Raw genomic sequence first — 20,431 nt, forward strand, 5'->3', positions numbered from 1 at the left:
GTTGAGGCTGAGACTTCGAAATCAACCCTCGTTGGGGCCGAGATCCTCGGCCTCGAAGTCGTCGGCGGAGACATGGTCGAGGAACTCGCGGAACCGTTCGACCTCGTCCTCCTCCTCCGCCGGCGCCGCGATGCCGGCTTCGGCGAGCACGGCGTCCTCGCAGTAGATCGTGGTGCCGGTGCGCAGGGCGAGGGCGATCGAGTCGGACGGACGCGCGCTGACCTCCACTCCGGAGGCGAAGACCAGCGTCGCGAAGAAGACGCCGTCCTTCACGTCGGTGATCCGCACCTGGTCCAGGTCGGAGCCCGTGGCCGTGATGATGTCGCGCATCAGGTCATGGGTCAGCGGCCGCGGAGGGGTCACCCCTTGCTGGGCGAAGGCGATCGCGGTCGCCTCGACAGCGCCGATCCAGATCGGCAGGTACCGCTCACCGCTGGACTCCCGGAGCAGGACGATGGGCTGGTTGGACGGCATCTCCACCCGGACTCCCAGGACCTCCACCTCGCGCATGACCCCAGCCTACTCAGGGTTCCCACGAAGTGGTGCAGGTACTAGATGCGGCGCAGTCCGGCCTTGACCAGAGTCGCGTGCAACCGCACCGACAGGGCGGCGAGTTCGCTGATCGCTTCCTCCGCACGGGCGTTGGCCCCGGCGTCACGTCCGCCGCGCACGGGCGCGACGACCTGCTGGATGAGCCCGACCTCGCGGTCGGCGGCGGTGCGGAAGGCACGCAGGTGGCGAGGCTCGATGCCGAAGTCGGCGAGCTCGCGAGCGGTCTGGGCGATCACGAGTGCGTCGGTGTCGTAGTGCCCGGTGGCGGACGGGGTGATCAGCGCGAAGTCCTCGAGCTGTCCGAGCAGCTGCTCGTCGATCTCTGCCACCTTGATGAGCTCCTTGCGCGAGAGTCGCAGCTTGTCGGTACGACGGAACGACTCGGGCGCGGGCAGGCCGTCGACCCCGATGGCCACCTTCGGCACCGTGGGCACGACCGGATCGGGTGCGGGCGGCTCGAGGCCACGGTCCATGGCGTCGAGGTGCTCGCGGATCACGCGGCGGGGCAGGTAGTGGTCACGCTGCATCCGCAGGATGTAGCGCAACCGCTCCACGTCGGCATGGGAGAACTTGCGGTAGCCCGAGGCGGTGCGATCGGGCTTGATCAGCCCGTCGTCCTCGAGGCCCCGCAGCTTGGAGATGCTGATCAGCCCGCCGAAGTCGGGCTCAAGCATCTCCAGGACCTGCCCGATGTTGAGCAGGGGCTCCCGCTCGCCACGGGCGAAGGCCACGGCCATGCTCAGTGGCTCTCGTGTCCGGAGAAGAAGACCAGGCGGTACTTCCCGACCTGGACCTCGTCGCTGTCGGTGAGCTGCGTCTTCTCGATCCGGTCGCGGTTGACGTAGGTGCCGTTGAGACTTCCCGCGTCCTCGACCGTGAAGGTGCCACCGTCACGGCGGAACACCGCGTGACGACGGGAGACGGTGACGTCGTCGAGGAAGATCCCGCTCTCGGGGTGGCGCCCGGCGGTCACCTCGTCGGCATCCAGCAGGAACCGGCTCCCCGAGCCCGGGCCCTTCTGGACGACCAGCAGCGCGTGTCCGATCGGCAAGGCGTCGACCGCAGCCGCGTCCACGGGGCTGAGCGCGCGGTCAGAGGTCTCCACACGATCACCGGCGGAGGCGCCGGCACCGAACTGGATGGTGGCGGTCGCGTCGCTGACGGCGGGCGTCGACGCGTCCTGCTCGACCAGGCGGGTTCCGCACTGGGAGCAGAACCGCGCATCATCGGGGTTCTGCCGACCACAGGCGGTGCAGAACGGCATCAGAAGGCTCCTTGAAGGGTCCGGGTTGGTCGTTGACGAACGTACCCGATCAGGTGTCGAGCTGTGCCTCATATGCGGCCGCGTCGAGCAATCCGTCGACGTCGCCCTTGTCTGCGGGGACGACCTCGAACAGCCAGCCGGCGCCGTACGGATCGTTGTTGACCAGCTCGGGGGTGGCGTCCAGCGCCTCGTTGACGGCAACGATCTCGCCGGTGACCGGGGCGTAGACGTCGCTGACCGACTTGGTCGACTCGAGCTCGCCGCACGGGGTGCCCGCACTCACGGCGGCACCGAGCTCGGGGAGCGAGACGTAGACGATGTCGCCGAGAGCTTCCTGCGCGAAGTCGGTGATGCCGACCCGGACCGATCCGGCGACCTCCCCGGGCTCACGCAGCCACTCGTGCTCGACGGTGTACTTCAGCTCGGCGGGGTTCGTCATGGCCAGAAGATTACTGCCCCTGGTCAGGGGCGGCGTACCGAGGCCGGTCGCGTCGCGCGACAGCTTCGATGTCGATCGCCTTCAGCTCCCGTGCTTCGATCCGTGCGCCGTCCTCCTCGATCTGCTTCTTCGGCCCCAGCGCGAAGGTCAGCGCACCGCGGAGCACACCCGGCTCGCCGATGGCGTCGATGACGTACGGCGCCTCGACCTGCTCGCCGTCGATCGTGAAGCCCCCGTCGGACTCGGCGATGAAGGTCTGTGCCACGACCCGCACGGTGCCGTTGATCGCGATGGCCTCGGCACCGACCGTGCGCAGCTCCTGGATCGTGTCGAGAAGGGAGGACTGGGTCAGCCGGCCGTCGATCTCGGTGATCGTGACCCGGATGCCGGGCCCGGTCACGGGCACGAGCCCGGCCAGGATGTTCAGGTTGTCGACCGACTTCCGGGCCTGTTCGAGGGCGGCCTGCCGCTTGGTCGAGTCGTCGCGCAGGTCGGCGGCAACGTCCTCGAGCCGGTCGACCTCGGCCTCGGCGCGCTGGCGCGTGCCGGCCAGGCCGTCGAGCAGGTCGATGAGGTCCTGCTGGCGAAGACCGGCGTAGGTCTCGTCGGTACCGGTCACCCTCACCTGGGTCACCGCGGCGAACCCCAGCATCGCCAGCAACAGGCCGGCAACGACCTGCTTGCGGGACGGCCGCAGCAGCGCCTGCTTGAGGCGGTCGGTGGCCGTGCTCGCGGGGCTGCCGGGGGTCTCGTCAGGCATGGAACAGGTGCCTCCGGATGGCGGCAGCGTTGGTGAAGATCCGGATCCCGAGCACGACGATGACACCGGTCGAGAGCTGGCCGCCGACGCCGAGGCGGTCACCGAGGTAGACGATCCCGGCCGCGATCACGACGTTGCTGAGGAACGAGACGACGAACACCTTGTCGTCGAAGATCCCGTCCAGGTAGGCGCGCAGCGCGCCGAACACGGCATCGAGCGCTGCGACCACCGCGATGGGCAGGTAGAACTCCAGCGATTGAGGGACGTCCGGCTGGAGGACGAACCCGAGAGTGACACCCACCAGCAGACCGAGAACGGCGATCACGGCGCCTCACCTCCTTCGATCTTGGGATTGCTCAGGACCGTCGCCGACCGTAGCTGCCGGGTCGACGCGGGCGCCGCCGGGAGGTGGAGGTCGTCCTCGTTGTCGGCCTCGTAGGGAAAGCCGTACCGGTCCTTCAGCGCGAGGAACTGCAGGCCCGGGGACGTGTCGATGAAGTTGGCCGACAGCGTGCGCTGGTCGCCGATGACCAGGATCGTGTACGGCGGCGCGATGCCGATGCCGTTGACCTCGACGGGCTCCCCGGAGTTGCGGATCCCGCTCATCGGGGAGAGGCGCTGGCCGTTGATGGAGATCGCCTCGGCGCCGGCGGCCCAGAACCCGTTGGCCAGCAGCGCGAGGTCGGTGTCGCGCACGACCGCGTCGTCCTCACCGGCATTGGGCGGGTTGTCCAGGGTGGCGCGGATGCCGTCGCCGGTGACCGGTTCGAAGCCCGTGAGCGCACCCATTGCCGTCGCGTCGGCCTGGGTGTCGCTGTAGCGCGAGCCCAGCGACCGGAGCGTCGCCTCGGCCGCGGTGTTGGCAGCGCGCTTGTCGGCGATCTCCGCCTGCAGGTCACCCACCACGGCGCGCCGCGACTCGATCCGCGAGATCAGGCTGGCCCGGCTGGCGTCGTCCACGTCCGCGTTCTGCGAGGTCTGTACGGCGGCGACCGTCACGAGCATCGCGAAGGCAGCCATCACGAGGACGACCGCCACGCGCGGTCCCGCCCCTTCGCGGGTGTCGACGCCTCGCCGCGACGCCGCCGCCTGGTAGTCGCGGTCCAGCGCCTCCAGCGTGATCAGGGTCAGCAGCGGGGTCCGGGTCCGGTCGATGGTGTCAGGCATGCGGGCCCGCCCCCCGTGGGCGGCGCTCGGTCGTGGCGAGGAGCTTGCGCACCTGCCACGCGTAGAGGACGCCGGCCCACCAGTAGAGGCCGATCCCCCACAACGCCAGCGACCAGCCGAAGATCTGCGCGAGCGTGGCAGCGGTGCCCTCGCCGTCGCCGAGGAACAGCAGCGGGAAGGCGTAGAGAAGGTTGAAGGTGGCGGCCTTGCCCAGGAAGTGCACCGGCAGGGCGCTGTAGCCACGGGTCCGCAGCAGCGGCACGAGGCCCCACAGCAGCAGGTCGCGCAACGGCAGCGAAGCCGCGACCCACCACGGGATGACGTCGCGCAGCGCAAGCCCGATCACCACGGCCAGGATGTAGAACCGGTCAGCGACCGGGTCGAGCAGCCTGCCGAGCTCGGACTGCTGGTTGAGCTTGCGCGCCAGCCAGCCGTCGAGGAAGTCCGTGCCGCCGGCGACCATCAGGACCACGAGCGCCCAGACGTCGGCCTCGGGGCCGAGGACGAGCCACAGGAACAAGGGAACGCCGAGCAGCCGCGAGGCACTGATCACGTTGGGAACGGTCAGCACCTGACGGCCCGCGGCAGGTTCGTCGCGCGTCTCGGGTGCACCCACGAGCGCCACCCTAGTTGGCCGCCTGCTCGTCCGAGTGCGCCGCGTCGCGGATGACACCGACCAGTTCCTCGATGACGTCCTCGAGTGCGGCGACGCCGAGCGTCGTACCGTCCGCCTCGACCACGCGGGCCATGTGGGCGCCCCGGCGCTGCAGGACTTCGAGGGCGTCGTGCAGCGGCGTGTCCGGCGTGACCGTCGCGAAGGGACGGATCCAGCGATCGCCGACCGGCCGCATCCGGCGCTCCTCGTCGGGCTCGAGGACGTCCTTGATGTGCAGGTAGCCGATCAGCTCGCTGGGCCCGTCGGTGCCGTCCGACACCACCGGGAACCGGCTGAACCCAGTGGCGGCGCAGATCGCCTCGACGTCGGCTCCGGTCGACCCGCGCACGACGGTCGCCAGGGAGTCCTGGGGCAGGGTCACGGCGGCGATCGTCTTCTCGGTGAAGCCGAGCGCGCCGGACAGGCGGCCGTACTCGTCCTCGGCGAGCAGGCCCTCGCCGTGCGACTCCTCGACCAGTGCGGCGACCTCCTCGCGGGTGTAGGTGCTGCCGATCTCGTCCTTGGGCTCGATGTCGAGCAACCGCAGGATGCCGTTGGCGAACGCGTTGATGACGACGATGATCGGGCGCAGCACGAGCACGATCCCGTACATCGGCGGCCCGAGGATCAGGGCAGCACGGTCCGGGCCCGCGATCGCGAGGTTCTTGGGCACCATCTCGCCGAGGACGACGTGCAGGAACACCACGATCGTCATCGCGAGCACGAAGGCGACCGGGTGCAGCCAGGCGTCGGGCACGTGGAGCTCGTGGAAGACCGGCTCGATGAGGTGCGCCAGCGCCGGCTCCCCCACGGCACCGAGGCCCAGGGAGCAGATGGTGATGCCCAGCTGGGCGCCCGCCATCATCTGCGACACCCGCTCCATCGCGGCCAGGGTGATCTTCGCCATCCGGGAACCGGCCTGGGCCCGGGGCTCGATCTGGCTGCGTCGTGCGGAGATCAGGGCGAACTCGGCGCCCACGAAGAACGCGTTCGCGGCGAGCAGGAAGACCGCGAGCAGGAGGGCGGCGACGTCATTCATCGACGACCTCCACACGCATCGAGATCCGGTCGATCCGCAGGCCGTCCATGTGGTCGACGGTCAGCACGGCACGGCGGGCCGGCTCGTCGTCGTCCTCACCCTCGGGCTCCAGCGGCACGACGGCCCGGTCACCCGAGGACGGGATCCGGCCCAGCACCTGCAGGACCAGTCCGGCCACCGTGTCGTAGTCCTCACCCTCCGGCAGTGCGACACCGGTGAGGTCCTCGACCTCGTCGGGGCGCAGCAGGCCGGACAGCGACCAGGTGCCGTCGCGGCGCAGGCGGCCGCGGCTGCCGAGGCGGTCGTGCTCATCGGCGATGTCACCGACGATCTCCTCGATCACGTCCTCCAGCGTCACGATGCCGGCGTGGTCGCCGTACTCGTCGAGGACGATGGCCATCTGGAAGCCGTCGGCGCGCAACAGGGCCATCAGCGGATCCAGGCGCAGGGAGTCGGGCACGACGATCGGCCGGACCATCAGGTGCTTGACCTTCGTCGTCGCGCGTTCGTGCAGGGGCAGCGCAACGGCGTTCTTGACGTGCACGGTGCCGACGACGGCATCGGACTCGTCGAGCACCGGGAACCGGGAGTTGCCGGACTCGCGGGCCAGCGCGATGACGGCACTGGCGCGGTCATTGGCCTCCAGGGAACGGGTCCGCACGCGGGGCGTCATGATCTCCCCTGCCGTACGGGTGCCGAACTCGACCGACCGCTCCATCAGCTCGGCGGTGTCGGCGTCGAGCGTGCCCTCGTCGGCACTGCGCTGGATCAGCGAGGCCAGCTCGGTGGAGCTGCGCGCCGAGCGCAGCTCCTCCTGTGGTTCGACGCCGAGCCGGCGCACGACGGCGTTGGCGCTGCCATTGAGCAGCCTGATCGGACCGGAGGCCGCAGCGGTGAAGGCCCGCATGGGGCGCTGGGTGAGGCGGGCGGTGGTCATCGGCAGCGCGATCGCGAGGTTCTTCGGGACCAGCTCGCCGATGAGCATGGTGAAGAAGGTGCTGAGCACCAGCGCCGTGGCCACGGCAACCGGACTGACGGCACCCTCGGACATGCCGGCGCTCCGCAGCGGTCCCCGCAGCAGTTCGGCAACGGCCGGCTCCGCAAGGAAACCGATCGCGAGATTCGTGATCGTGATCCCGACCTGGGCGCCGGACAACTGGGTCGACAACGAACGCAGTGCCTTCTGCACGCCGATCGCCGAATGGTCGCCTTCGTCAGCGGCACGGTCGACCTGGCCGCGGTCGACCGTCACGAACGCGAACTCGGCGGCGACGAAAAGGCCGCACGCCACGATGAGGAGGATGGCAAGTCCCAGCAACAGCCAGGCGGTCATCAGGGTCCTTCACAGGGCGGGGCGGGAGACCTCCACCTTAGCGGTCGGGGTGATCCAGCCGACGCCCGGCTCGAGCCGCCTGATGACGCGGGCCGGGACACCACCCACGACGGTGTGGTCCTCCACCGTGCCGCGGACGACCGATCCGGCCGCCACCACGCAGTTCCGCCCGATCGTCGCGCCGGGCAGGATGATCGCGCCGTGCCCGATCCAGGACCCGGAACCGATGCTGACCGGCTGGTGGGCACCGAACTGCTGGCCCACCGGGACCTCGGGGTCCTGGTAGCCGTGGCTGGCGTCGGAGATGAAGACGTCCTGCCCGAACCAGACGTCGTCGCCGATCGTGATCGACTCGTGGGCCGTGATGCAGATCCGGGCGCCGAGGACGGACCGGTCACCGATCACCAGGGCGCGCGGGGGCAGCACGCTCTGGGTCGGTCCGTAGCCGACCGACAGGGTGGCGAAGCGGCCGATCAGGGTGTCCTCGCCGATGTGGATCGCGCTGGCGCCGTACAACGTCGCGATGGGGAAGCCCAGGCAGCTTCCGCGGCCGAAATGCCCGAACCCGTCGGCCAGATCGGTGCCCGGCGCCACGTCGCCGACCTGCTCCACCCACCGCCAGACAGCGTGGACGGAACGGTTCAGGAAGCGGCGCGAAGGCAACCGGACGAGAGGCACCGGGCGAGGTTACCCAAACGCAACACTGGAGAGGTGTCGCCGGTTCGTTCCTGCACGGTTTCGAGCCGTAACATCGGCTGGTGCAGCAACCCCACGTCATCGCCTATTTCGCCGACGACCCGACCCGGGTCTACCAGCTCCTGCAGTGGATTCCCGTCCTGGAGCGGCTCGATGCAACCCATCCGGTCGGCATCCTGACCCGGAACGCGGAGACCCAGGCGATCGTGGAACAGCGGACCTCGCTGCCGGTGTACTTCGCGCCGGGCTTTGCCGACCTCGCCCAGCTGTACGACGACCTCGACGCCAAGGTCGTCGTGTACTGCAACAACTCGATGTGGAACTTCAACTCGCTGCTCGACGGCCGGATGCTGCACGTGCACATCAACCACGGCGAGAGCGACAAGCACTCGATGGTCTCCAACAACGCCAAGGCGTACGACCGCGTGTTCGTCGCCGGCGAGGCTGCCGTGCAGCGGCACCGCGCGGCGCTGATGGAGCTCGACGAGACCCGCCTGATCCGGATCGGTCGCCCGCAGCTCGACCTGCGCCCCGCTCCCCTGCTCCCCCGCAGCGAGCGCCGCACCGTCCTCTACGCCCCCACGTGGGAAGGCGACGCGGAGTACAACGACTACACGTCGGTCGACGTCTTCGGTGCCGAGATCGTCGCCTCGGTGCTGGCTGTCGACGACGTGCGCCTCGTCTACAAGCCCCACCCGAAGATCACCTCGAGCCTGACCCCGGCCATCCGCGAGGGACACCAGGCCATCCTCGACCTGATCGAGCGGGCTGCCGAGAGCGACCCGGAGGCCGGGCACGCCGCCATCTGGCAGGGCGACATCCTGGCTGTCTTCCCGGGCTGCGACGCGATGATCACGGACGTGTCCTCGGTCGGCCTCGACTGGCTGTACCTGCAGACCGACAAGCCGATCATGATCACCGACCGCCACCACGACGCCGAGCGGTTGCGCCAGGAAGTGCCGGTCAGCCGGTGCGCCGACGTCCTCGACGTCGACAACCTGGCCGGGCTGACCGACCTGCTCGCCGACCGGCTCGACCACGACGAGCACCGGATCGCGCGAGCCGCGATGCGGCACCACTACTTCGACGACAACGGTGTCGGCGACAGCACGGTTCGGTTCGTCGAGGCGATCACCGAGCTCGTCGACCTGCGCGACCAGCACCAGGGATCGGCGGTTGTCGGCGCCGCCTGACAACCTTCCCCCATGCCTGACACCCGGGACGTCTACGCCGCCGAAGACCTCTTCGCGAGCTGGCTCGACGAAGCCAGCCGCCGTCCGGGCGAGCCCTTGCGGATCCGGGTCGGCACCGCGCTGAAGGACTTCGAGCCGGAGACCGAGCCCCGGTTCACCGACCCCGGACACGTGCAGGAGTTCGTCGACCGCGTGCTGGCGCACCTGCGTGCCGCCGAGAGCAGGTACGACGACGGGTCGGGCCTCGACCTCGCCGCAGTGCCGATCGTGGTCCGTGCGCGGCGCGGCCACCGGCAGGCCCACTACGAACGCGATGAGCTGCCGCTGCGCGGAGTGATGGCCATTCCCCCGCGCGAGGTCGGCGGCGCGTGGTCGCTGCGGGCGGCCGTCGTACTCCATGAGGTGGCGCACCACCTGCGCGGCGGCGCCGGCCACGACCGGGACTTCCGTACGACGTACCTGCGCCTGCTCGAGGACATCGGGATGCCGGTCCTCGCCGACCTGCTCCACACGGCCTACCGGCTCAACGGGCTGGACACCGGCGTCGACGACGAGGACCGCACGTTGTTGCGGATCGGTCGGCTGCTGCGCCAGGCCGAGCGCACGTCCAACACCGCCGAACGCGACGCGTTCTTCGGCAAGGCGCAGGCGCTGGCCACTCGCCACCAGATCGCCCTCGCGGTGGCCCGTGCGACCGCGAGCGTCGAGGAGCATCGCGAGGATCCCGCGTGGGAGACCGTGCTCATCGGAGAGAGCGGCAAGCGCTCGCTCGCGCGCTACGTCCGCCTGATGCTGGAGATCGCCCAGGCCAACGACGTGCGGGTCGCGATCTACACCAGCAACACCCGGGTGACCCTCTACGGCTTCCCCTCCGACATCTCGATCGTGAAGGCGCTCTACGCCTCCCTCGTCACCCAGATGGTCAGCGACGGCGATGCGCACCTGCGCTCCGGTGCCCACAAGGCCGACACCCGCGAGGTCTGGAACGCCAGGCGCCGACGCTGGGAGCTCCAGCCCGTGCACGGATCGACCGCTCGCGCCGCCTTCTACGAGGCCTGGGCCGACCACGTCGGCGAACGCCTCAAGGCCGCGCGCGACCTGGCCCGAGCTGCTGCGATCAAGGCCGACGTCGCTGCCCCCGCCGCGTCCACCTCCACCGAGCTCGCGCTGCGCGCCAAGGAGGTCGAGGTGGTCGACTACTTCAAGCTGATGCGCCGCGACCACGGCATCCGCGGCACGTGGAAGGGCACGGCCTCCGCGGTGCACGCCGCACCGGGCTCTCGCGACGCCGGCATCAAGGCGGCGGCGAGAGCCCGGCTCGGAACCGAACGGGCGCTCGAGTCTCAGCTGTAGTCGTTCTCGACCAGGCTGTGGTTCTGGACGTACTTGACTCCGCTGACCCAGTACTCGGTGTTGAGCGTCGTGGTGAGCTGGACCCAGTCCACAACGCCCGTCTCGTCGTCAGCCGTGAGGGTGATCCCGCTCGTCCGGGCAATGATCTGGCTGGCGCTGGTGCTGCAGGTTGCCGTCTTGGCGACCGTCAGGGTGAGGGTGTCGTACGTCGCGCTGTACGAGTAGCTCACCCCCGCGGAGCTCTTGGACACCGAGCCACTGAGGGTCCAGGAGGTCGAGCTCTCGATCCCGCTCATGTGTGCCTTGACGGTCTGCTTGACGCAGAACTTGGTGTAGGTCCCGTTCTTGAAGACCCAGCTCTCGAACGGGTAGGAGTCGCTCGGGTAGCCGATGAGCGCCCTCCGGTTCTCGTCGTTGTTGAAGGTGTCGTCGTCGGTGCAGAAGCGCACCTTGCCCGAGTGGTAGATCCACGCGTTGTGGGAGCCGGCGCCCTGCCAGGGGTCGTCCTTCTCCAGGTATCCGTCCGACTGCTTGAACCACCCTTCGCCGCAGCCGTCGGCCGCGTACGCCGCCTGCGCCGGCACGAGGAGTGTTGCCAGGATCATCGCCGCAGCGATGCCGATCTGCTTCGCCTTTCGAACCACGAGACATCCCTTCCTAAGGCTCCCCGAGATGGGAGTTCCCGGAAGTTAGCAGCGCCGCGTCGGCCGCCACCATGACCAGACGGCAAAATGTCTGCGGCCATCAGCCGTGCCGTTGCCCTCGGGCGGATCGATGCCAGGTCTTTACCGAAACGGCAGTGGCGCACCATCGGCTTCGCCTAGGTTCACCGGGTGAGCCTCGCCGACGCTGTCCCCGCGCCCCCGCCCGCCGAGAAGAAGCCGCGCCGCCGCGCCGCCGCTGTCGCAGGCGTCGTCGGGGTCGGCTCCGTCATCGGCGTCGGCGCGTGGGCACTGCAGGTCTGGGCGGCCCAGGGACCGCAGCCCGCCGAAGCGTTGCCGTCGAACACCCTCGCCTACATCGCGGTGGACCTGGACCCGCCGGGCGGTCAGAAGGTCGCGGCCTTCAACGCGCTGCGCAAGTTCCCCGCACTGAAGGAGGAACTCGACCTCGACGGCCAGGACGACCTGCGGCGGTCGATCGTCGACGAGGCCACCACCGGGAGTGGCTGCGACGTCGATTTCGACGACGTCGAGAAGTGGGCCGGCGAGCGGGCCGCGCTGGCCGTCGTACCCCTCGACGAACCGGAGGTGGTGGCCGTCGTGCAGATCGGTGATGCCGGGAAGGCCGAGGCCGGCCTGAAGGAGATCGCCGGTAGCTGCGACGAGTTCGGCTTCACCGTCTCCGACGGCTGGGCCGTCCTGGCCCGCAACAACGACATCGCACGCGAGGTCAGGACAGGTGCGGCGCGGTCGACGCTGGCCGACGACGAAGACTACAACGAGCTCGTCGACGCCGCCGGCGAGGCCGGCGTGGTGACCGTGTTCGCAGCCCCGGAAGCAGGACCGGCGCTGCTCGAGGCCTCGGACGAGGACTCCTTCATCGCGTTCTACCTCGTCGCGTCGCCGCTGGGCTACGCCGATCCGGTCAGCGGCCTGATCAGCTACGTGAACGTCCTGCAGTTCGAGCACTCCCTGTCCATTGCGGAATCCGACGAGGGCTCCGAAGCAGGTTCCGACGAAGGCTTCAACGAAGGCTTCGACGAGCGCTTCCCCGAGCCGACACCCGAGGAGGAGGCGCTCTTCGAGCGCATGGAGCACTACGACGAGCTGACCCCTGCCGAGCAGAAGAAGCTCGACGACGAGATGGAAGCGTTCCTCAGTTCGCGGGTCCCCGAGCCCTCCCCGGAGGAGAAGGCGTTCAACGAGCGCATGGAGCACTACGACGAGCTCTCCCCCGCCGAGCAGGAGAAGCTCGACGACGAGATGGAAGCCTTCTTCGAGGAGAAGTACGGGGAGGGGGTCAACTTCGGAGGTCCCGAGCTGCCGGACGACGTGCGAAAGGCGCTCCGCGACTTCTCCGGTCTGGGCGGCGTGCTGCGCTTCGACGACGGCTCACTCGAGCTCGAGGCGGTCGGCGACCCGCTGCTCGGCGGCTACCAGGGCCGGTACGACGGCACCGAAGCACAGCGGGTGATCAGCCGTCTCCCGGCGGACACTGCGGTGGCCTTCGGCGGCGGGTTCGCTGACGGTTGGGCCGAGGACACCGTCACGGGCTCAGGCGGCTACTTCGGGATGGGCGGGACCGAGGCGGACCTGCTGGCCGGCTTCAAGAAGTCCACGGGTCTCACCCCGAAGGACCTGGAAGCCCTCGGCGGCGACACGATCGTCTTCGCCGCGAAGGACGGCTTCGGCAAGGCGCTCGACTCGGAGAAGACGGAGACCTTCCCCATCGCAGCCCGTGTCACCGGGGACCCGGCCGCCATCGAAGCCGCTCTGGGCAAGCTGCGCGCCACGCTGGAGCCCGACGGGGACGAGTTCCTCGCGTCGCTGCGCACCGACGACGGCGTCGTGATCGGTCCCAGCACCGGCTACCTCGAAGAACTGGTCGACCCGAAGGAGACCCTCGGCGAATCGGACCGGTTCACGAACGTCGTGCCGGACGACGACGAGGCCCTGACCATCACGTTCGCGGACTTCGACGCCGGCAACTGGCTCGAGGCGATCGCCGGGTCGGACGGCACGGAGCTGAAGTCACTCGACACGGCCGGCCTCACGGTGACCCAGGACGGCGACCAGCACCGTTTCCGGATGCGGGTCTCCCTCGACTGACGGCTCGACTGACGGCTCGACTGACGACTCGGCTGGCGATCAGGCGCGCGGGCGCCGGTTCGCGCGGCCGGTTGCCCGGGCGACCAGTTCCTCACCGTGGGTGACCCGGACGACGAACAGGTCCTCCTTGGTCAGTCGCTCGGCCAGCTCGGCACGGGCGACCAGGGTGTCGCCCGGCCGGGCCGGTCGCAGGTAGTCGATCTGGACCGCGCTGACGACACCCGAGTGTTCGTCGTCGTTCGCCGCAGCCGCCAGTGCGATGCCGGCCAGCGAGAACAGGAACGACCCGTGCGCCGTACCGTGCGGGTTGAGGTAGTCCTCCGACACGACGACCGTGGCCTCGGCACGGCCACCGCCGTGGCCGATCACGTCGACCCCGAGGAAGGCCGCGTAGGCATCGATCCGTGGCGCGCTCATCGGGGCGCATCCACGAAGATGTCGTACTCGAGGTCGCCCGTGCCGCCGTACGCAGCGAAGTCGGAGACGCCCGCTGCGCGCAGGACGTCGACGTCGAGCAGGGTCTGCCCGGTGTACTCCCGCGACGGGCGAGTCAGCACCTCGATGGCCGCGTCCGCGACGATCTGCGGCGAGCGCGCCTTCTCGATCGCGGCGTCGCCCCCGAGCAGGTTCTGTACGGCGGCCGTGGCGATCAGTGTCTCGGGCCACAGGCAGTTGGCGGCGATCCCGTCGTCGGCGTACTCCGCGGCCCAGCCGAGGGTCAGCAAGGACATGCCGTACTTGGCGAGCATGTAGGCCGGGTGCTTGCCGAGCCAGGCAGGGTTCATGTTCAGGGGCGGCGAGAGCGACAGGATGTGCGGGTTGGTGCCGGCGCGCAGGTGCGGCAGGCAGGCCCGGGTGAGCAGGTAGGTGCCGCGCAGCTGGATCTGCGTCATCAGGTCGAAGCGCTTGACGGGCAGGGTCTCGGTGCTGTCCAGCGCGATGGCCGAGGCGTTGTTCAGGCAGATGTCGATCCCGCCGAACCGCTCGACGGCGGCGGCAACAGCGGCTTCCACCGACGCCTCGTCACGGACGTCCCCCACGACCGCGAGCGCCTGTCCCCCGGCTTCCTCGATCTCGGCGGCCGCGGTGTGCACGGTGCCGGGCAGGCGCGGGTCCGGGACGTCGGTCTTGGCCAGCAGCACGACGTTGGCGCCCTCACGTGCGGCTGCCAGGCCGATGGCCAGGCCGATGCCACGGCTTCCACCGGACATCATCAGGGTTCGTCCGGCAAGCCGCTGACCGGTGCTGTTCTCGCTCATGGCCCCACCGTTACACACCAGTGACATCCGAGCCAAGAGTGTTAGACGTAGGTCACAACGGATTCCCGTCAGCCGTCGCACACTTGTAAGGTCGACTCACGATGCCTGCCCTCAAGCCCGTCTCCACCCGCTCGGCCCTGCTCACGCTGCTGCTCGGCGCGGAGGTGCCCGCCCTGACGACCCGCGAGCTGATCGCGGCCGCGTCCGTGGTCGGATTCGCCGAGCCGACCGTGCGCGTGGCGCTGTCACGGATGACCGCTGCAGGCGACGTCAACCGCGATGACGACGGTCGCTACCGGCTCTCCGAGCGACTGGCCGAGCGCCAGCGACGACAGGAGCGGGCCACCCACCCCCGCCGGCAGGACTGGGACGGCACCTGGCACCTCGTCGCGATCACCACTGTCGGCCGTACCGCGACCGATCGTGCGGACCTGCGCACTCGCCTCACCGACCTGCGCCTCGGCGAGCTCCGCGAGGGCGTGTGGACGCGTCCGACCAACCTGGAGCTCGACTGGACCGACGGGGTCACCAGCGTCTGCGACAGGTTCGTGGGCTCGACCGTGGCCGACCCCGCAGCACTGGCCTCGCGCCTGTGGGACCTCGAGGACTGGAGCGCGACCGCGCGCGACCTCCTCGATGCGACCAACACGACGGACCCCGTCCTCCGGTTCACCGCGTGCGCCACCGCCGGCCGGCACTTGTTGACCGACCCCGTCCTGCCGGCACCGCTGTTGCCGAGCGACTGGCCCGGGGACGAGCTGCGCGCCTCGCACGTCGCCTACAAGAAGTGGGTCGTCGAGATGCGCCAGAGCCTGGTCACCGACGCCTGATCTCTCTCAGGTGTCAGCCCGGGGCGTCAGCCCGGGATGTCGACCGTCTCGACGGTGAAGCCGTCCCAGTACGTCACGCGATCGGCAGCGAACGCAAGGGAACCCGAGTCGTCGCCAGCAACGGGGTTCACCTGTCCTCGCAGCACGATGCCGCGCTGTTCCGTCGGGCGAAGGTGCACGGGTTCGTCGAAGGTCATGCATCCCTCCGCCCCGGCACCCGCGACCAGGTGCGCAGCGGCCGCCGAGAGGCGGATGACCGATTGTTCGTGGTCCCAGCCAGCGGGGATCGCGACGGGGCCGTCGGGCGTCGTGAGCCCCAGGATGCCCGTGCGCTGCGTCGTCAGCTCGGCCAGGCCGTCGGGGGCGACCGCGGCAAACCGCGGGTCGGCGTCCTGGACGGCAGTCGCATCGTCGAGGTCACGCACGATCGTCGCACTGTCGGGCTGCAGCCGGACGAGCACGAAGTCCTGCGGCATGCCGCGAGTGGGGTGCACGATCGCGTCCCGGACGAAGCCTCCGACCTGCCTCGGGTTGCGACACGCCCAGGACAGGACGGCCGGCGGTACGGCGACCAGGCCGAGCGGCCGAGCGAGCACCGCCTTCACGTCCCGCACCGAGAGCATCGTGGCCTCACCGGTGAAGGCGACCGCGGTGTTCCCGCTCCGGACGGTCCAGCCGGCTCGGGGGCGCTTGCGCCACACCCTGGCCTTGAGGGCGTGATGGTTGGTGAGGACCCAGATCGCTCCGCCCGCGGCGCCGTAGAGCACCGGCGTCACCAGCGGGCCACGGGCCGTGCCGATGGCGACGTACGCGAGCTTGCCGTCCGCCAGGATGCGCCCGATCTCGCGAGCCTCGGCGGCTGCGTCCGCTCCAGGGTCAGCGGCGTCGCCGGACCCGGCCTGCCCGTCGAGCAGGTCCGGGTCAGCAGCGTGCACAGTGGAAGTCATGGTCCCGTTGTACAGGCGGACGAGCGCCCGCTGGCCGTGGTGTGACGGCACGCACCAGTGATGTCGATCTCCCGGGCTGCGGTGGACTTCAGGCCACGATGCCCGCGACCAGCTCGACCTGGCGCGGGTCATCGCCCGTCGGGATCAGGTTCACCTCGTCGGCACCGATCGCAGCGAAACGGGCCAGCAGCTCCCGCAGCTCCGCCAGCGTGCCTGCGAATCCCGCTGTCGGCGCCAGTGCGTCCACCAACGCCGGCGGCAGCCAGTTCATGTAGTGCCGCAGGTGCCGATGGATCTGGCCACGCGGATCCTCCGACGTCTCGGCGAGGGCGAACCAGAAGGAGGTCGTGAGGCGGGGTGCCGGTCGACCCGCGGCGGCCCAGGCGTCCCGCGCGACATCGAACAGCGCCGCCGTACCAGCGACGTCGGTGCCGTCCAGGGCCATCCCGGCGAGACCGTCGGCCCAACCGGCCGCATGACGCAGGGTCCTGGGACCGTGGGTGCCGACCAGCAATTCGGGGCCGCCGACACGGTGCGGGACAGGGCCGACCGGGCGGGTGGCGCCGGTGAGGTTCTCCCCGCCCCAGACCCGCCGGAGGACGGACGCCCGCCCAGCCATGTCCGCCATCGTCCGGTCCGCCAGGTCCGCGCCGACCGCGGCGTAGTCCTCGTCGCGGCCGCCGACGCCGAGACCGACCGAGAGCCTGCCGTGCGACAGGCGGTCCCCGGTGGCCAGCGCCTTGGCCAGCATGACCGGGTCATGCAGCTGGGGTACGACGACCGTGGTCGTGATGCGTACCCGGCGCGTCCACGCCGCCACCGCTCCGAGCAGGGTGAGCGCGTCGGGGTTGTCGAAGGCGATCCGCTCCCCGAAGCACAGCGAGCTGAACGGCCCGGCGTCGATCAGCCCGGCCCACTCCTGCAGGCAGTCGGGCCCGATGTCGGGCTCCATCACGGGCAACGTCATGCCAACGCCCATCCCGTTCACCGAAGCGGTCACCGCAGTCACCAGACGACGCCGCGGTCCACCACGAGGTTGGCGCCGGTCACCGAGCGGGCGACGTCCGAAGCGAGGTAGAGCAGCGCCTCGGCGACGTCCTCGGGCGGCATGAACCCGGGGATGACCGACTGGCTCTTCGCGATCAGGTCCCAGTTGACCTCGGCGGGCAGGCCCGCGGCCGCGGCCTGGATCATCGGGGTCTCGATGCCGCCCGGTGACACGCAGTTGACCCGGACCCCGCGCGTGCCGAGCTCGACGGCGAGAGCGCGCATGCCCAGCAGGAGCGCGGCCTTCGACGCGCAGTACTGCGCGTTGTACGGCTGGCCCATCACCGCCGAGATCGACGCCACCGACACCACGTTGCCCTTGCTCTCGACCAGCGCCTCGGCGAAGGCCTGGGTGAGCAGGAGCGGCGCGAGGGCGTTGACGTCGAAGTGCTTGCGCAGGCCCGCCGGCGTCAGCTTCCCGAGCTCCGCGAACTGCTGGATGCCGGCGACGTTGCACAGGACGTCGAGTCCGCCGAGCTCGGCCAGCGCGCTGTCGACGAACGCGTCCCGTGCGGCATCGTCGGTGAGGTCGCACCCGACCACTCCCTCGGCCGCGGCGACGTCGGTGGCCACGACACGTGCGCCCTCGGCCCGGAACAACTCGGCAACAACACGACCGAGGCCGCCAGCGGCACCGGTCACGATGACTCGACGATCAGGAAAGCGCATGGCCACACCCTAGAACGTGTTCTAGTTCTTGTCGCCTGCTGCTCAAATATGAGTTGTTCACTGTAGTTTGAGCGGGTGAGTACGAGCGCCGACGCCGGCCAACCCGCCTCCTGCTGCGCCCCGTCGACCGCGACCGACCGCGGCGCGGTGCCGACCCAGGTGGTTGCCCTCGGGATCCGGACCACACGAGGACAGGCGAGGATCCCCGCCGGCACCTTCTGGATGGGCGACAGTCACGGGGACGGCTACGCCGCGGACGGCGAGCTCCCCGTGCACCAGGTTCGGCTGTCGACGTACTTCATCGACACGAAGGCGGTGACGAACGCACAGTTCGCCTCCTTCGCGAAGGCGACGGGGTACGTCACCGATGCCGAGCGCGACGGTGTGTCCGCGGTCTTCCACCTCGCGGTCGACGCTGCCCCGGCCGACATCCTCCAGGGCGCCTCCGGGGTGCCGTGGTGGCTGGCCGTGCGCGGCGCGGACTGGCGCCATCCAGGCGGACCGCGATCAAGCATCGGCGACCTGCAGAACCACCCGGTCGTCCACGTGTCCTGGCGCGACGCGCAGGCGTACTGCCAGTGGGCGGGCAAGCGCCTGCCCACCGAGGCCGAGTGGGAGTACGCCGCCCGCGGCGGCCTGGACCGCGCGCGCTACCCGTGGGGCGACGAGCTCACCCACGGCGGCCGGTGGCGCTGCAACATCTGGCAGGGCGAGTTCCCGCGGCACAACACGCTCGACGACGGCTTCCTCACGACCGCCCCGGCGACGGCCTTCCAGCCGAACGGCCACGGCCTGCACAACATGGTGGGGAACGTGTGGGAGTGGTGCGAGGACACCTTCCGTCCGACCGAGTACGCCGACCGGGCCGGCGACGAACCCGTCGTCGACCCCGTCGCGGCAGAGCCGCCCCACACCCCCGACGCCCAGGTGCGTCGCGTGATGCGGGGCGGCTCGTACCTCTGCCACGACAGCTACTGCAACCGCTATCGCGTCGCCGCCCGCTCGTCCAACACGGCCGAGTCGTCGTCGGGGAACATCGGCTTCCGGTGCGCCAACGACGGGACCTGACTCACGGCCTCAGGCGGCAGCACTCACACGACCGACACACCGTTCGCGGTATCGGTCGGACCCCTCACGCTCACCGATCGCGTCATGACGGCGAACGGTGTGTCGATCGTGAGCTCACGCTCCGGATCGGAATCGCGAACTGCCCCTGATCTGCGTTTCCGCAGGTCAGAGGCAGTTTTTCGGTCGGGCTGACAGGATTTGAACCTGCGACCCCCTGACCCCCAGGAATCTGCCCGTCGTAACAACTGGTTGTCTCCAGTGCCGCCTAGGCTCGCGTGGTCTTGGCAACGACGCACGACGCGGCACGTCGTGACGGTTGGTGCTGGTCCGTGTCGTGCTGTCTGTGCCCACACCTGCACCCACATTGGCCCGCGTCCGGCGATGACCAAGAGGTGGTCGGCATTCTCGGCTTGGACCTGCACATGTCGGAGGTGGCGACTACGGTCATCGAACCGAGCGAGGAGGTTAGGGTGGAAGAAGTCGGCAACATCGCGACATGGGCTGGCGTCACGGCTACCTCGCTGACGGCGTTGGCCGCAATCGTCCGATTGGTGGGACCGAATCGCTTGCGAGCCAACCTGAAGCGTGATGCCGAACTTCACGCTCTGCTGCCTGCCGGCGAAGCGAAATCCAGCCTGGAGAGGGCACTCGCACATCAAGCCCAGACACTCCACGATCGCGTGGTTATCGGTCGACAGTTGTCCCAGCGCCAGCGAAGCGTCGGCTACTCAGTAGTCATCATGGCCCTGTCCTTGTTCGTGCTTTTGATGTCCGCGGGATACCGCGACATGTCGGGTGCAGTGGGTTCGACCTGGCGAGTCATCAGCTTCCTCGCGATCGTGAGCATCGTTCTCCTCATCGGTGGCCTGTCCCTGTCGGCGATGCTGTCGGTTACTGAATGGCTGGACCGCAAGACTGTGCCGGAGCCGCCTGCCGAGGTGGTGATCGGGCCGGTTGGGCAACGGGTCGTGCGGGTCTTGCGCTGGGTGTTGCGGCCATGGCTGGACCGCATTTCAGAACGGCGTGCAGCTGAACACGAGAAGGCACGTCGCGATGTTGACGGCTCCGGCATGAAGACCGGCACAGGGTCCTGAAAATCAGGTCCACCCGCATCACCGACGAAATCCGAGATCCAGATCAACGATGTCGGACAAGCTCGGCGTCACCTGGCCATCACACCTCGGTTCCGATGACGCAGATCCTGAGACACCACGGCTCACTGGGATCGATACTCCCTCTACGTGCTGACCCCACATCGTGCGCGTACGACGCCCCCGTCTGCTTCAGCAGGCGGGGGCACTCGTTCGTTGTCACAGGCCCTGTGAATGACCGCCGACGCCACCAGCCCAGGTCAGCCACGATGGGCTCATGGACGACTGATGCGACCTC

At 69.5% G+C, this 20,431-nt stretch carries 23 protein-coding genes; 6 read left to right on the top strand and 17 right to left on the bottom strand.

Features of this window, described 5'->3' with window-relative positions:
* Window positions 1-21 precede the first annotated feature (21 nt).
* Genes ACOACQ_RS21735 through ACOACQ_RS21785 form a run of 11 tightly spaced genes read right to left on the bottom strand, consistent with a single transcriptional unit; the run spans window position 22 to window position 7,887 of the window.
* Window positions 22-510 carry a bifunctional nuclease family protein gene (locus ACOACQ_RS21735; protein WP_378598946.1) on the bottom strand — a complete coding sequence of 163 codons (489 nt, stop codon included), beginning with the start codon at window positions 508-510 and terminating at the stop codon, window positions 22-24.
* A gap of 41 nt (window positions 511-551) precedes the next feature.
* The gene (locus tag ACOACQ_RS21740) at window positions 552-1,289 is read right to left on the bottom strand and encodes a MerR family transcriptional regulator (RefSeq protein ID WP_378598943.1); all 738 of its coding nucleotides are present in this window, start codon (window positions 1,287-1,289) and stop codon (window positions 552-554) included.
* A 2-nt stretch (window positions 1,290-1,291) separates the two neighbouring features.
* Entirely contained in the window at window positions 1,292-1,816 is a 525-nt protein-coding gene (locus ACOACQ_RS21745) for an FHA domain-containing protein (RefSeq protein ID WP_378598940.1), read from the bottom strand.
* Window positions 1,817-1,865: 49 nt separating this feature from the next.
* Complete coding sequence (gene gcvH / locus ACOACQ_RS21750; RefSeq protein WP_378598937.1) at window positions 1,866-2,255, bottom strand: glycine cleavage system protein GcvH; 390 nt, start codon at window positions 2,253-2,255, stop codon at window positions 1,866-1,868.
* A gap of 10 nt (window positions 2,256-2,265) precedes the next feature.
* Window positions 2,266-3,015: a DUF881 domain-containing protein gene (locus ACOACQ_RS21755; RefSeq protein WP_420289267.1), complete on the bottom strand. Its 750-nt coding sequence runs from the start codon at window positions 3,013-3,015 to the stop codon at window positions 2,266-2,268.
* Window positions 3,008-3,340 (bottom strand): small basic family protein, encoded by a 333-nt coding sequence (locus ACOACQ_RS21760; RefSeq protein WP_420289268.1) that lies wholly within the window; start codon window positions 3,338-3,340, stop codon window positions 3,008-3,010. Before ACOACQ_RS21760 ends, ACOACQ_RS21755 begins: the two co-directional genes overlap by 8 nt.
* Window positions 3,337-4,182, bottom strand: a complete 846-nt coding sequence (locus ACOACQ_RS21765; RefSeq protein ID WP_378598930.1) for a DUF881 domain-containing protein — start codon at window positions 4,180-4,182, stop codon at window positions 3,337-3,339. The genes ACOACQ_RS21760 and ACOACQ_RS21765 overlap by 4 nt, the downstream gene beginning before the upstream one ends.
* The gene (locus ACOACQ_RS21770; RefSeq protein WP_378598927.1) at window positions 4,175-4,798 is read right to left on the bottom strand and encodes a CDP-alcohol phosphatidyltransferase family protein; all 624 of its coding nucleotides are present in this window, start codon (window positions 4,796-4,798) and stop codon (window positions 4,175-4,177) included. Before ACOACQ_RS21770 ends, ACOACQ_RS21765 begins: the two co-directional genes overlap by 8 nt.
* A 10-nt stretch (window positions 4,799-4,808) precedes the next feature.
* On the bottom strand, window positions 4,809-5,876 hold the full coding sequence (locus ACOACQ_RS21775; protein ID WP_378598924.1) for a hemolysin family protein: 1,068 nt from the start codon (window positions 5,874-5,876) through the stop codon (window positions 4,809-4,811).
* On the bottom strand, window positions 5,869-7,209 hold the full coding sequence (locus ACOACQ_RS21780; protein ID WP_378598921.1) for a hemolysin family protein: 1,341 nt from the start codon (window positions 7,207-7,209) through the stop codon (window positions 5,869-5,871). The genes ACOACQ_RS21775 and ACOACQ_RS21780 overlap by 8 nt, the downstream gene beginning before the upstream one ends.
* A 9-nt stretch (window positions 7,210-7,218) precedes the next feature.
* Window positions 7,219-7,887 carry an acyltransferase gene (locus ACOACQ_RS21785; RefSeq protein WP_378598918.1) on the bottom strand — a complete coding sequence of 223 codons (669 nt, stop codon included), beginning with the start codon at window positions 7,885-7,887 and terminating at the stop codon, window positions 7,219-7,221.
* An 80-nt stretch (window positions 7,888-7,967) separates the two neighbouring features.
* Between ACOACQ_RS21785 and ACOACQ_RS21790 the strand changes: the two genes are divergently transcribed.
* Both ACOACQ_RS21790 and ACOACQ_RS21795 read left to right on the top strand, forming a co-directional pair.
* The gene (locus tag ACOACQ_RS21790; RefSeq protein WP_378598915.1) at window positions 7,968-9,098 is read left to right on the top strand and encodes a CDP-glycerol glycerophosphotransferase family protein; all 1,131 of its coding nucleotides are present in this window, start codon (window positions 7,968-7,970) and stop codon (window positions 9,096-9,098) included.
* 12 nt (window positions 9,099-9,110) lie between these two features.
* On the top strand, window positions 9,111-10,451 hold the full coding sequence (locus tag ACOACQ_RS21795; protein ID WP_378598912.1) for a DUF7168 domain-containing protein: 1,341 nt from the start codon (window positions 9,111-9,113) through the stop codon (window positions 10,449-10,451).
* On the opposite strand, the gene ACOACQ_RS21800 is transcribed toward ACOACQ_RS21795, so the two are convergent.
* The gene (locus ACOACQ_RS21800) at window positions 10,442-11,095 is read right to left on the bottom strand and encodes a hypothetical protein (RefSeq protein WP_378598909.1); all 654 of its coding nucleotides are present in this window, start codon (window positions 11,093-11,095) and stop codon (window positions 10,442-10,444) included. The two genes, ACOACQ_RS21795 and ACOACQ_RS21800, sit on opposite strands and share 10 nt — an antisense overlap.
* Window positions 11,096-11,284: 189 nt before the next feature.
* On the opposite strand from ACOACQ_RS21800, the gene ACOACQ_RS21805 reads away from it, so the two are divergent.
* The gene (locus ACOACQ_RS21805) at window positions 11,285-13,222 is read left to right on the top strand and encodes a hypothetical protein (RefSeq protein WP_420289269.1); all 1,938 of its coding nucleotides are present in this window, start codon (window positions 11,285-11,287) and stop codon (window positions 13,220-13,222) included.
* 39 nt (window positions 13,223-13,261) lie between these two features.
* Here ACOACQ_RS21805 and ACOACQ_RS21810 read toward each other — a convergent pair whose 3' ends face one another.
* Complete coding sequence (locus tag ACOACQ_RS21810; protein ID WP_420289270.1) at window positions 13,262-13,639, bottom strand: hotdog fold thioesterase; 378 nt, start codon at window positions 13,637-13,639, stop codon at window positions 13,262-13,264.
* On the bottom strand, window positions 13,636-14,481 hold the full coding sequence (locus ACOACQ_RS21815; protein ID WP_420289271.1) for an SDR family oxidoreductase: 846 nt from the start codon (window positions 14,479-14,481) through the stop codon (window positions 13,636-13,638). The genes ACOACQ_RS21810 and ACOACQ_RS21815 overlap by 4 nt, the downstream gene beginning before the upstream one ends.
* Before the next feature lie 101 nt (window positions 14,482-14,582).
* Between ACOACQ_RS21815 and ACOACQ_RS21820 the strand changes: the two genes are divergently transcribed.
* Window positions 14,583-15,311: a PaaX family transcriptional regulator C-terminal domain-containing protein gene (locus tag ACOACQ_RS21820; RefSeq protein ID WP_378598892.1), complete on the top strand. Its 729-nt coding sequence runs from the start codon at window positions 14,583-14,585 to the stop codon at window positions 15,309-15,311.
* A 26-nt stretch (window positions 15,312-15,337) separates the two neighbouring features.
* Here ACOACQ_RS21820 and ACOACQ_RS21825 read toward each other — a convergent pair whose 3' ends face one another.
* The 3 genes from ACOACQ_RS21825 to ACOACQ_RS21835 all read right to left on the bottom strand — a co-directional run bounded on the left by ACOACQ_RS21825 (window position 15,338) and on the right by ACOACQ_RS21835 (window position 17,974).
* Entirely contained in the window at window positions 15,338-16,258 is a 921-nt protein-coding gene (locus ACOACQ_RS21825) for a hypothetical protein (RefSeq protein ID WP_378598889.1), read from the bottom strand.
* A gap of 88 nt (window positions 16,259-16,346) precedes the next feature.
* Window positions 16,347-17,225, bottom strand: coding sequence for an LLM class flavin-dependent oxidoreductase (locus tag ACOACQ_RS21830; protein ID WP_378598886.1), 879 nt, complete (start codon window positions 17,223-17,225; stop codon window positions 16,347-16,349).
* A gap of 38 nt (window positions 17,226-17,263) precedes the next feature.
* The gene (locus tag ACOACQ_RS21835; RefSeq protein WP_378598884.1) at window positions 17,264-17,974 is read right to left on the bottom strand and encodes an SDR family NAD(P)-dependent oxidoreductase; all 711 of its coding nucleotides are present in this window, start codon (window positions 17,972-17,974) and stop codon (window positions 17,264-17,266) included.
* A 75-nt stretch (window positions 17,975-18,049) separates the two neighbouring features.
* Here ACOACQ_RS21835 and ACOACQ_RS21840 point away from each other — a divergent pair, with 75 nt between their 5' ends.
* Window positions 18,050-19,042, top strand: coding sequence for a formylglycine-generating enzyme family protein (locus ACOACQ_RS21840; protein WP_378598881.1), 993 nt, complete (start codon window positions 18,050-18,052; stop codon window positions 19,040-19,042).
* Between the two features lie 392 nt (window positions 19,043-19,434).
* Window positions 19,435-20,136, top strand: a complete 702-nt coding sequence (locus ACOACQ_RS21845) for a hypothetical protein (protein ID WP_378598878.1) — start codon at window positions 19,435-19,437, stop codon at window positions 20,134-20,136.
* Window positions 20,137-20,431 lie beyond the last annotated feature (295 nt).

It is taken from the genome of Nocardioides sp. CPCC 206347, assembly GCF_048654605.1.
GTDB lineage: Bacteria > Actinomycetota > Actinomycetes > Propionibacteriales > Nocardioidaceae > Nocardioides.